Source organism: Herpetosiphonaceae bacterium (genome assembly GCA_036374795.1).
Classification (GTDB): Bacteria; Chloroflexota; Chloroflexia; order Chloroflexales; family Kallotenuaceae; genus LB3-1.
The window spans coordinates 1-11,293 of sequence record DASUTC010000322.1; the positions used below are offsets into that span (position 1 = coordinate 1).

An 11,293-nucleotide genomic window follows, 5' to 3' on the forward strand; every position below is an offset into this window, starting at 1 on the left:
AGCACGCGAGCCGCAGTGGCGCGAGCTGGTGCGGCGGCTGGTCCCGTCGCGTCTGATCACGCCGGAGACGGCGGAGCAATTATTGGCTGAGGAGCAGTTGACCGACGAGTAGAGCGCCGCGACGAGGATTAGCCACGAATATAGCCCAGCGCACACGACTCATCGATAACCTGGAGCACGTAGGGCCACAGCGCGGGCGCGCCCTCCTGAATCGGACTCATGCGGCGGAGCACCTGATCGTGGGTAATGCCGTGGATGCGCCAGGTGCCGCCCTGCGTGCGATAGTTATGCAGCAGCGGCTGCAAGCGATCCAGGGCATTGGCAAAGCGTGCCTCAGGCGTTGCCAGCGCCTCGAACTCCTCCCACAGCCCGCGCAGATCACCGCCAAGATCGGGCGGCAGCAGGCCAAACAGATACGTCGCGGCGTTCTGCTCGCGCTCCGCTTTATCGCCGTTGGCCGCGCTGTCGTAGCAGAAGGTATCGCCCGCGCGGATCTCGACCACATCGTGCAGCACTAGCATCTTCATCACGCGCGGCAGATCCACGTCCGGCGGCGCGTACTCGGCCAGCACCAGTGCCATCGTCGCCAGATGCCACGAGTGCTCGGCGCTATTCTCACGCCGCGAGCCGTCGATGAGGAGCGTCTGGCGTAGCACCTGCTTGAGCTGATCAAGCTCGACGATAAACTGAATTTGTTGGGCCAAGCGCCCTGGATCTGGCATGACCTGCATCGACGAACCTCTTACAATTCACGCACGCCGTCCGCCCCGCCGACGATCACCCGGTCGGCCATACCGATGAAGAGGCCGTGATCCATCACTCCCGGAATCGCGCGCAGCCGCCGGTCAAGCGCGGCGGGATCGGGGATCGGCCCGAACGCACAGTCAAGGATGAAGTTACCCTCGTCGGTGATCAGCGGCTGCGCGCCGTCCATGCGCCGCACCGGCTGCGCTCCCTGCCGCCGCAGCGCGGCTTCGGGAACGCGCCAGCCGAACTGCACGATCTCCACCGGCACCGCCCAGCGCTCGCCGAGAGTCTGCACCAGCTTCGAGTCGTCGACCACGATCATGCGTTGCGCGGCTGCCGCCAGCACGATCCGCTCGCGCAGCAGCGCGCCGCCGCCGCCTTTGATCATGTTGCGCTGCGGATCGATCTCGTCCGCGCCGTCGATCGCCAGATCCAGCTGCGGCAAATCGTCGAGCGTGGCGATCGTCAGCCCCGCGTCTTTCGCGGCATCCTCGGTCCAGCGCGACGCGACGACCACCTGGAGATCGCGCAGCTCACCGCGCGCGAGCCGCTCGCCGAGCGCCTGCACGATCAGATAGACGGTCGAGCCGCTGCCGAGGCCCAGGCGCATGCCGGATTGGACGGCGCTGGCGGCGTGGAGCGCCGCGAGCTGTTTGGGAGAGCGCTCACTCATACGGCTGGTTCAATTCCTGGGCGATTGCCTGATCGAGCATCCAGACCAGCGTGCCGGAGCGCGGCGCGACCAGCTGCGACGGCAGATCTGCGGGACGCGACGGCCCTTCGAGCACCTGCTGGAGCGTCGCGGCTTTATCTGCGCCCGCCGCCATGAACAGCACCTTGGCAGCGGCATTGATCAGCGGCGCGGTAAACGTGACCCGGCGTACATGCGGCTTGAGCGACGCGACCGGCGTAGCGACGACCAGCGCGTCGGCGGCGTCTAGCTGCGGGCTGTGCGGAAACAGCGAGGCCGTGTGCCCGTCCGGCCCCATGCCCAGCAGCACCAGATCGAAGCGCGGCGGCGAGCCAGGCACGATCGTCCGAATCACCCGCTCGTAGTGCCTGGCGGCGGCGTCGAGATCCTCTCCCAGCCCCAGCATTGGCTTGATGTGATCTTTGGGCAGCGGCGCGTGGCTCAGCAGCGCCTCGCAGGCTATGCGGTAGTTGCTATCGGCATGATCGAGCGGCACAGCGCGATCGTCGGACCAGAAGACATACGTTTTGGTCCACGGCATCTGCGCCATCAGCGACGGCTCCGCCAGCCGCTCGAACACCGCGCGCGGCGTCGAGCCGCCCGACAGCGCGATCGTGAAGCGCTCGTGCTCGGCTACCGCCGCCTGCGCGCGCTCGACAATATAGCGCGCTGCGGCATCGGCGAGCGCTGCGGCATCGGGAAAGATCCGAATCTGTCGATGAGTCATGCGCGCTCCTTCACTTCTGCGCGCTTAGTGTAGCACAGTTTATGCCTCGTCGCCCCGGATCGCCCGCGTGGCGCGCCATTCGAGCAGCCGCAGCAGCACATTCGCCATCGCCGCCATCGCCGCCGCCGCGAGACTACCGGCGATGATGCGCGACTCGGAGCGCCGCGACACGCCCTCGAACAGAATCCGGCCCAGGCCACCGGCGTTGATTAGCGCCGCGACCGTCGCGATTGCAATGATCGTCACCGTGGCGATGCGCACGCCCGCGATGATCACCGGCAGCGCCAGCGGCAGCTCGACGCGGAAGAAGCGCTGCCAGCCGTTCATGCCCATGCCGCGCGCCGCCTCGACAATATCGGGGCTTACACCATTCAGCCCGACGACGATGTTGCGCACCAGGATCACCTGCGCATAGACGACCAGCACGATGATCGCCGTATCCGCGCCCAGGCCGGTAAACGGCACCAGCAGCACCAGCAGCGCCAGGCTGGGGATTGTGTAGAGCAGGTTCAAGACGCTCATCACTGGCCCCTCCAGCCACTTGACGCGGCTGAGCAGCACGCCGAGCGGCAGCGCGATCACCAGCGCAATCGCCAGCGCGATCAGCGTCAGGCGCAGATGCTCGCCGAAGCGCATCCTGACGACATCAAAGTTATTGATCAAGTATTGCATACGGTCTTAGGCAGCGATCGTCTCAAATGCCACACGTACCTGTTCAGCCGTCGTATCCGAAAAATTCAGCTTCTCAAACCCAATCACGCGGCCTGTCTGGGTTTTCATCAAAATGACTTCGTCTCCGATTTCCTCGCTGATGTACTCAGCCTGCGGATCTTCAAACCAGACCGTCAGTGTGTTTCCCTCACGATCGTAAAATACCTTTACCTGCGCCATATCTCAAACCCTACTTGGCCGGAACCGGCGGCGTAGCGCGGCGGAGCGCGTGCTGCATCGTGTCGAAGCTGAGATGGCCGATCACCTGCCCGGCCTCGTCGACTACCGCCAGCGTCTCGCCGCTTGCGCTCAGCAGCAGCGACAGCGCCGAGCGGAGATCGTCGTCGTCGTGAATGCGCAGCTCGTCGGGCGTTGCCTCTGAACTGGCCTCGACCGCCGTCAGCACAGTCTTGACCTTGATCAGGCTCAGATGGCGCAGCATATCGTCGGCGTCCACAAGCTGGCCCACGAACGCATCGGCGGGCTGCGTCAAAATCTTGAGCGGCGTGTCGAACTGCACGATCTGGCCTTTGCGCATCACGATGATCTTATCGGCCAATCGTAGCGCCTCGTCCACATCATGCGTCACGAACAGGATCGTCTTGTGCAGCTTGCGCTGGATCGACAGCAGCTCGTCCTGCAACCGCGTGCGCGTGATCGCGTCGATCGCGCCGAACGGCTCGTCCATCAGCATAATCTTGGGATCTGCCGCCAGCGCCCGCGCAATCCCGACGCGCTGCTGCTCGCCGCCGGAGAGCTGGCGCGGATAGCGCCTGCGGTAGTCGCGCGGCAGGCCGATCAGATCGAGCAGCTCGTCGATGCGCGCGTCGATCCGATCCTGCTTCCAGCCCAGCAGCCGGGGCACCACCGCGATATTGTCCGCGATGCGCATGTGGGGAAACAGGCCGGTCTGCTGGATCACATAGCCGATCTGACGACGCAGCGCGGTTACGGGCATCGCCGACACATCCGCGCCGTTCACCAGCAAACGCCCGCCGGTCGGCTCGTACAGCCGGTTGATCATCTTGAGCAGCGTCGTCTTGCCGCAGCCGGACGGTCCCAGCAGCACGATGAACTGGCCCTCTTCCACCGAGAACGAGCAGCGATCGACGGACGGCCTAGGAGCGTTGGGAAATTGCTTGGAAACGTCCTCGGCGACGATTGCAAAAGTCTGTGTCATACCCGTCCAGACAGCGCGAAAGCCGCAGCGAGCGCTCCGCCGCCACGGCTTTCGACACCCCGGTTACTTCAGTAAGCCCTGCTCGGTCAAGAACTGCTTGGCAACCTCCTCCGGCTCCTTCTTGTCGGGGCCGTCCACCATATAGTTCAGCGTCGCCATCGTCTTCTCATCTTTGAGCTTGGGAGCCAGCCCATTGAGAATATCGGCAATCTGCGGATTGGCCTTGAGCGTATCCTGGCGGATCACCGGCGCGACCTGATAGGGCGGGTAGAACTGCTTGTCATCTTGCAGCAGCGCCAGGTCCAGACCGCCGATCTCGCCGTCAGTGCTGAAGGCGACCACAACGTCGATGTCGCCGTTTTGCAGCGCGCTGTAACGCAGCGACGGATCGAGCTGCTTGTTCTCCTTGAACTCGAAGCCGCCGTAGGCTTTTTGCAAGCCCTTGACGCCGTCCTCACGCTCGAAGAACTCCGCCGGGCCGCCCAGCACCAGCTCGCCGGCCTTCTGCGACAGATCGGAGTAGGACTTGATGCCCAGCTCATCGGCGCGCTGCTTGGTCATCGCCAGCGCCTGATTGTTCTCGAAGGGCGATGCCTCCAGCCACGTCAGGTTGAACTGCTTTTCATACTCGCGCTTGACGGTATCGAAGATCTCCTTGCGATCTTTCAGCGCGGGCATCTTGAGGATCGCCTGGAGGCCCGTGCTGGTATACTCAGGGTAGAGATCGATCTCGCCGTTGAGCAGCGCCTGATGCGCCACGGCCTCCGAGGCGAGGCCGAAGCTCGTCTCGACCTTGAAGCCGTTGGCCTCCAGCAGTTGCTTGTACATCTCGCCCAGGAGAAACTCCTCGGTAAAGTTTTTTGAGCCGACTTTGATCGTCTGGCCGCCGCCCGAAGCCGGCGCCGCCGACGGAGCGGCAGCGGTTTGATCGGTCGCCGCTGAAGTCTGCGCGGTCGTCGTGCCAGCGGGCGCGCCGCCGTCGGTGGTTGTTCCGGCCTGACCGCAGGCGGTCATGATGAAGACCAGAACGACGAACAAACCCAGGATGCGGGTCCAAGAACCTTTAGATCGCATGGTGATGCCTTTCGCTTCTAGTTTGCCAGGCGTCTTACCTGGCGGCAATCGAAGTCGCCCGCTGAACTCCGGCGAGGAGCGCATCCGCCAGGAGCGCCAGCAGCGCAATCGGAATTGTTCCGGCGATCGTAATGCTCAGATTGTTGACGGCAAAGCCGCGCTGGATGAACTCGCCCAGCCCACCCCCGGCGATGTACGCCGCGAGCGAGGCGCTGGCGATCACTTCGACCGTGGCGATGCGCACGCCCGCGACGAGCACCGGCAGCGCCAGCGGAAACTCGACCGCGCGCAGCACCTGGCGGGAGGCCATGCCCATGCCATAGGCCGCCTCGATCACCGCCCGATCGACCGAGCGGAATCCGGCGTAGGTGTTGATCAGGATCGGCGGGCAGGCCAGCACCGTCAGCGCGATCAGCGAGGGCGTGAAGCCGATGCCGAAGTAGGGCAGCGCCAGAAACAGCACGGCCAGGCTGGGCACGACACGCAGCGCGTTCGCCAGATTGATGATCGGCTGTGCCACCTGCCGCCGCCTGGCCGCCCAGATGCCGAGCGGCACAGACAGCACCAGCGCAATCGCCAGCGCTGTCAGGCTGAGGCGCAGATGAACCGTAAGCGCCTCCCTAAAGGCCGCCTGGTTGTCAAGAAAATAGGTGAGTGCTCCCCGCAGCTCGTTCATGGCGTCCATCGTAGCGCGCCGTCAGGCCGGGGCTGGAAGCATTGCCCAACCGCTCCCCTTCCTGATGCGCTGTTTGCCGAGCCTTTTTGCGCCAGCTCAGGCGATCGATCCGTAACCAGCGGCCCGGTCGAGCTTGGGGGGCAGAAGCAGCTTCCAGATCGTCCTGGCGCTGCACCAATGCGGAGCGCAGGAATCCGAAGCGCCGAACATTTGGGCGCTGGCATTACCATCATAACACCATTCCGCCGCCGTGGTGTTGGAAATATCCAACCAAGTTTCAAGTTCCAAGTTTCAAGTTTCAAGCTGCGGCCCTCACCCCGGCGCTGCCGCGCGTTCCCCTTCCCCGCCCTCGCGGGTCCCGTTCCCGCTCGTGTGCGCAGGCGAGGGGGAGAATGTGCTCCCGGCTCTTGGTTCTCGGTGCTTGGTTCCCCGTGCTCCCTTTGAGCATGGCACCGGTTCTTTCGTTTTGTTCTTCCCGGCTACGCCACTCGCAGCACGATCTTGCCGAAGTTGGCATTCTGCTCCATGTAGCGATGCGCCTCTGCCGCGTCTTGCAGCTCAAACACGCGATCGACGACGGGCCGCACGCTGCGGCGCTCCAGCAGCGGCACCACCTGCCGCTCGAACGCCTGCGTCACGGCGATCTTCTCTTCCAGGGGACGTGCCCGCAGCACCGTGCCGATCATCTGAAGCCGCTTCCGCTGGATCACGCCCAGATCGATCTGCGCCTGCGCGCCGCTCATCAGGCCAATCAGCACCAGCCGCCCGCGTGTTGCGAGCGCGTTTAGATTATCGGCAAGATAGGCGCTGCCGACAAAGTCCAGCACGACATGCACGCCCGATTGAGATGTTTGCCGCTCTAGCTCGGCGGGCCAGCCCTCGGCGGGCAGCGCCACGTCCAGGCCCAGATCGCGGGCCGCTTGCAGCTTGTCGGCGGAGCGCGCCGTGCCGAAGCTGATCCCGCCGGTCGCGCGGATCAACTGGATCGCCGCCGTGCCAACGCCTGAGCCGACCGCGTGGACCAGCACACGCTCTCCGGACGTGAAGCGCGCCTGGGTGAAAAGGGCATCGTGCGCTGTCATAAAGACTTCGGGCACTGCCGCCGCCTGCTCCCAGTCGAGATTCGCGGGAATCGGCACGGCCATACGCTCGCTCGTGAGCAGATACTCGGCGTACGCGCCGCCGCCGACGATGCCAAAGACTCGATCTCCCGGACGCAGCCGCTCAACCAGCGGCCCGACCGCATCGACCGATCCGGCAAACTCCAGGCCAGGAATATCCTGCGGCGCGCCGAAGGGCGCGGTATAGCGGCCCATGCGCTGCACCAGATCGGCACGGTTGAGCGCCGTGGCACACACCCGCACCCGGATCTGATCGGCGACCGGCTCCGGCGTCGGCATCTCACACAGACGCAACACCTCAGGTCCGCCCGGCTGCGTAATCGTCATCGCTTGCATCGCTCGCTCCCGGTTGCATCAAAGATCACCACCGCTAGTACAATAGCATCATTGTTCAAGCGCGATGCAAGGCAAACAAGCATGACAGCGTATATGTCAGATCCAGCGCCGATCCAGGTCGCTGCCGTCAGCAAGATCTTTCCTGGCGGCGTGCAGGCGCTCAACCAGGCCAGCTTCACGATCGCTCCCGGCGAGCGCGCCTGCCTGCTGGGGCCGAACGGCGCGGGCAAAACCACGATCATCCGCCTGCTGACGGGCGCGCTCAACCCGACCGGCGGCACGGCGCGGATCTACGGCGCGGCGGCACACGAGCCCACGTTTCTGGCGGCCAAGCGGCGCGTCGGGATCGTGCCCCAGGGGCCGGGCATGTACCGCGACATCACCGTCTCCGAGTACCTGCGGCTGGTCCAGCAGCTTTACGGGCGCGGCGACGTGGGCGAGGTCGTTGAGGCGTTCGGCCTGAGCGACTACCATGACCGCCCGATGGCGCAGCTATCAGGCGGCTACCAGCGGCGTCTGGCGCTGGCGGCGGCGCTGCTGCCCGCGCCCGACCTGCTGCTGCTCGACGAGCCGACCGTCGGGCTCGACCCGGTTGCCGCGCGTGAGGTCCATGCCTATCTGCGCAAGATGATGGCGGGACGCACCACGCTGCTCTGCACGCACAATCTGGCCGAGGCGGAGGCGCTCTGCGAGAGCGCGATCATCCTGCGCGGCGGCCAGGTGCTCCTTCACGAGCGCATCGATCAGCTTCGGCGCAGGACCCAGCCGCAGGTGATGCTGGCAGCCGTCGAAGGTCCGCAGCGGTTGCTGGCCGCGCTGGGCGAGCTGGGCCATCCCGCAAACCTGATCGACGGCGAGGTCCGGCTGACGCTCGACGAGCCGCAGCAGCATGTGCCGGAGATGCTGCGCGCGCTGCTGGCGGCGAACGTCAACGTCTATGAGTGCCACACGATCAGGCCCAGCCTGGAAGATTTGTTTTTGGACATTATGGGGAGCAGCCATGATCGCGCGTGAAGTTCGTATCCTGATGGCTAAAGAGTGGCGGCATCTGCTGCGCAGCCGGGGCGCGATGCTGACGGCGCTGCTGCTGCCGATGCTCCTTTTGCTGATCATCCCCGGCCTGCAAATGCTGGCGTTTACCGCCGGAGTGCCGATGAGCAGCAACACCGAGTTTCCGCCGGGTGCGCCGCTGCCGCCCGGCCTGGCCGAGATCGGCGACGATCCCAAGGCGATGCTGCGCGCGCTGCTGCTGCCGCTGTTTATGGCGCTGGGCGGCCTGATGGTGCCGTCGATCACCGCCAACTACACGATGATCGCCGAGCGCGAAAACCGCACGATCGAGCTGCTGGTAGCGCTGCCGGTGCGCGTGGGGCAAATTCTGCTGGCAAAGCTGCTGGTGATCGTGCTGCTGGCGGGCGGCGTCACGCTGACGCTGTTCCTGATCGACGCCGCGCTGATCCTGGCGCTGGGCATCGCCTCGATCGGCTATGTGCTCGGCCTGCTGCTGCTGCTGCTGTGCGCGCTGGCCTACTCGACGGCGAGCGCGCTGCTGATCAGCCTGCTGGCGCGAGACTTCCGCACGGCCAACAACCTCAGCGGCGCGCTCTTCGTGCCGACGATCTTTCTGTGCGTCGGCTTTTTGCTGCTCCTGCCGGGCGGGACGCTCAAGCTGCTCCTGCTGGCAGCGGTATTTGCCGTGGCAGCGCTGATTGCCACGCTGGTCGCGCTGCGCGTTGTCACCTTCGAGCGGCTGCTGCGCTAATCGATGCGCGGGAGGCGCTTACTCCTCAGGCTGCGCGACCGCCTGTACGCGGCTGAGGTAGAGCAGCCCGGCGCTACCGGCGATCAGCGACGCGATCAGGATCGAGAGCTTGGCGGTCGCCAGCACATCCGGGTTGACGAAGCCAAGCGACGCGATAAAGAGCGACATCGTAAAGCCGATCCCGGCCAGAATGCCCGCGCCGAGCATGTGGCTCCAGCTTACACCGGGCGGTAGCGCGGCGATGCCGCCGCGTACGGCCAGCCAGGACGCGGCCAGCAGCCCGATCGGCTTGCCCAGCGTCAGGCCCAGGATAATGCCGATCGATACAAAGACCGACTCGCCGCCAAGGTTGCCGATCGAGAGCGCAACGCCCGCGTTGGCAAAGGCAAAGATCGGCATGATCACGAACGATACCCAGTTGTGCAGCGAGTGCTCGATCTTTTGCAGCGGAGCCTGCACCTGCTCGCATAGCTCCTCCAGCTCGATCACCGCGCTCTGCTGGCGCTCGCTGGTCAGCACGGCGGTCGCTTCGAGATCGCCCTGCTGAAACTCGTGGATGATCGCGTGGGTGCGCTGCACGAACGTCGGCGCGTCGATCCGGTTGCGCGCCGGGATTGTCAGCGCGATCAGCACGCCCGCGATCGTGGCGTGAATGCCCGACTCCAGAAACGCGACCCAGACGAGCAGGCCCAGGCCGATGTACAGCGGAAAGCTGCGAATCCCGAAGATATTCGCTAGCACCAGCACGGCCAGCAGCGCAAAGCCCAGCCCCAGCGCCATAAAGTTGAGGCCGCTCGAATAGAAAAAGGCGATCACCAGCACCGCGATCAGGTCATCGACGATCGCCACGGCGGTCAGAAAGATCTTCAGCGCAAACGGAATCCGATCGCCGAGCAGCGCCAGGCAGCCCAGCGCAAAGGCGATGTCGGTCGCCATCGGCACGCCCCAGCCCCGCGCGCCAATGCCCCCAAAGTTGAAGAGCATGTAGATCGAGGCGGGCACGATCACGCCTCCAACCGCCGCGACGATCGGCAGCGTCGCGGCACGCAGGCTGGATAGCTCGCCTGCGCTGACCTCACGCTTAATCTCCAGCCCGACCAAAAAGAAAAAGATCGCCATCAGCCCATCGTTGATCCAGTGCAGCAGATCTTCACGCAGCTCGAACGGCCCGACGCTCAGCCCGATCTCGGTGTGCAGCACGTCGTTGTACATCTGCGCCAGGCCGGAGTTAGCGATCAGCAGCGCGGCAACCGTCGCCAGCATCAAGACGATCCCGCTGGAAGCCGAGCGATTGATGAACCGCTGCATCGGACCAAGGATGCGCGCGATCGAAGTCGCGCTCCAATGCGGCGCTAGAAAACTTCGTTGCTCAGCCATATGTCTGCCCTATCCTTACGTCGCTGTGCCGACAACACAAAATGGAGGCAGCACAACCCTATGTGACAGCCTCCACCATGCTCGGAATTAGGGAGCCGAGCCTCCGGTATTCACTTTAATCTGCGATGATTATGAGCGCGTCGTCAGGCCGGGGTTCTGGGGAGCGTTCCCCAACATTCCGCGATCCCAGGCCGACGCAGAACAATGCCGAATATCTCTCGGAATATGTATCAGACGCTTACTTATTGTAACAAAGCCAGCCGTGTAACGTCAACACAGATAATATTATGTCAAATCAAAGGTGTTCCCTATCTGGGTCTAGTGGATCGACAGTGCTACAATAGCGGCATGGCAAGCGATGCCCTTTTTGCGGAACTCCGGCGGAGCGTGGACGGCGAGGTCTATGCCGATCGCATCAGCCGCGCGCTCTACGCCACGGACGCCTCGCCCTATCAGATCGAGCCGGTGGCGGTGGTAGTGCCGCGCACGCTCGACGCGGTACGCGCGACGCTGGCAATCGCTCGCGCCCACGGCGTCCCGATCGTGGCGCGTGGCGGCGCGACCAGCCTCGCGGGGCAGACCGTCGGACAAGCGATCCAGCTCGACTTCTCGAAGTATCTCAACCGGATCGTGGAGCTAAACGCCGCCGCAGGCTGGGTGCGAGTCCAGCCCGGCATCGTGCTCGATCATCTCAACGGCGAGCTAGCGCCGCACGGCCTCACGTTCGCGCCGGATGTATCGCCGTCCAACCGTGCGACGATCGGCGGGATGATCGCCAACAATTCGTCGGGCGCCTACTCGCTGCGCTACGGCAAAACGATCGATCATGTGCTGGAGCTGCGCGTGCTGCTGAGCGACGGCAGCGAGACGACGCTGCGGCCACTCGCGGCG

Annotated in this window: 13 protein-coding genes; 3 read left to right on the forward strand and 10 right to left on the reverse strand. The window is 64.6% G+C overall.

The genetic code is table 11. From position 1 onward, the window contains the following. Nucleotides 1-128 precede the first annotated feature (128 nt). The 9 genes from VFZ66_25170 to VFZ66_25210 all read right to left on the reverse strand — a co-directional run bounded on the left by VFZ66_25170 (nucleotide 129) and on the right by VFZ66_25210 (nucleotide 7,263). Nucleotides 129-704, reverse strand: a complete 576-nt coding sequence (locus tag VFZ66_25170; GenBank protein HEX6292502.1) for an HD domain-containing protein — start codon at nucleotides 702-704, stop codon at nucleotides 129-131. A 38-nt stretch (nucleotides 705-742) separates the two neighbouring features. Further along, nucleotides 743-1,420, reverse strand: a complete 678-nt coding sequence (rpiA, locus tag VFZ66_25175) for a ribose-5-phosphate isomerase RpiA (protein HEX6292503.1) — start codon at nucleotides 1,418-1,420, stop codon at nucleotides 743-745. Beyond that, complete coding sequence (gene pgl, locus VFZ66_25180; protein HEX6292504.1) at nucleotides 1,413-2,165, reverse strand: 6-phosphogluconolactonase; 753 nt, start codon at nucleotides 2,163-2,165, stop codon at nucleotides 1,413-1,415. Before pgl ends, rpiA begins: the two co-directional genes overlap by 8 nt. A gap of 39 nt (nucleotides 2,166-2,204) precedes the next feature. After that, nucleotides 2,205-2,837 (reverse strand): ABC transporter permease, encoded by a 633-nt coding sequence (locus VFZ66_25185; GenBank protein ID HEX6292505.1) that lies wholly within the window; start codon nucleotides 2,835-2,837, stop codon nucleotides 2,205-2,207. 6 nt (nucleotides 2,838-2,843) lie between these two features. Then, nucleotides 2,844-3,056, reverse strand: a complete 213-nt coding sequence (locus VFZ66_25190) for a DUF2283 domain-containing protein (GenBank protein HEX6292506.1) — start codon at nucleotides 3,054-3,056, stop codon at nucleotides 2,844-2,846. 10 nt (nucleotides 3,057-3,066) lie between these two features. Next, complete coding sequence (locus VFZ66_25195) at nucleotides 3,067-4,056, reverse strand: ABC transporter ATP-binding protein (GenBank protein HEX6292507.1); 990 nt, start codon at nucleotides 4,054-4,056, stop codon at nucleotides 3,067-3,069. 63 nt (nucleotides 4,057-4,119) lie between these two features. Then, nucleotides 4,120-5,130, reverse strand: coding sequence for a glycine betaine ABC transporter substrate-binding protein (locus tag VFZ66_25200; protein HEX6292508.1), 1,011 nt, complete (start codon nucleotides 5,128-5,130; stop codon nucleotides 4,120-4,122). A gap of 34 nt (nucleotides 5,131-5,164) precedes the next feature. Continuing rightward, nucleotides 5,165-5,815 (reverse strand): ABC transporter permease, encoded by a 651-nt coding sequence (locus tag VFZ66_25205; protein ID HEX6292509.1) that lies wholly within the window; start codon nucleotides 5,813-5,815, stop codon nucleotides 5,165-5,167. A 470-nt stretch (nucleotides 5,816-6,285) separates the two neighbouring features. Next, nucleotides 6,286-7,263, reverse strand: coding sequence for an NAD(P)H-quinone oxidoreductase (locus tag VFZ66_25210; protein ID HEX6292510.1), 978 nt, complete (start codon nucleotides 7,261-7,263; stop codon nucleotides 6,286-6,288). Between the two features lie 93 nt (nucleotides 7,264-7,356). On the opposite strand from VFZ66_25210, the gene VFZ66_25215 reads away from it, so the two are divergent. Continuing rightward, complete coding sequence (locus VFZ66_25215) at nucleotides 7,357-8,277, forward strand: ABC transporter ATP-binding protein (GenBank protein ID HEX6292511.1); 921 nt, start codon at nucleotides 7,357-7,359, stop codon at nucleotides 8,275-8,277. Then, nucleotides 8,264-9,025 carry an ABC transporter permease subunit gene (locus VFZ66_25220; protein ID HEX6292512.1) on the forward strand — a complete coding sequence of 254 codons (762 nt, stop codon included), beginning with the start codon at nucleotides 8,264-8,266 and terminating at the stop codon, nucleotides 9,023-9,025. Before VFZ66_25215 ends, VFZ66_25220 begins: the two co-directional genes overlap by 14 nt. Nucleotides 9,026-9,043: 18 nt before the next feature. Here VFZ66_25220 and nhaA read toward each other — a convergent pair whose 3' ends face one another. Then, nucleotides 9,044-10,402 carry a Na+/H+ antiporter NhaA gene (gene nhaA / locus VFZ66_25225; GenBank protein HEX6292513.1) on the reverse strand — a complete coding sequence of 453 codons (1,359 nt, stop codon included), beginning with the start codon at nucleotides 10,400-10,402 and terminating at the stop codon, nucleotides 9,044-9,046. 348 nt (nucleotides 10,403-10,750) lie between these two features. Here nhaA and VFZ66_25230 point away from each other — a divergent pair. Next, a partial coding sequence (locus VFZ66_25230; GenBank protein ID HEX6292514.1) for an FAD-binding oxidoreductase occupies nucleotides 10,751-11,293 on the forward strand: 543 nt, incomplete at its 3' end.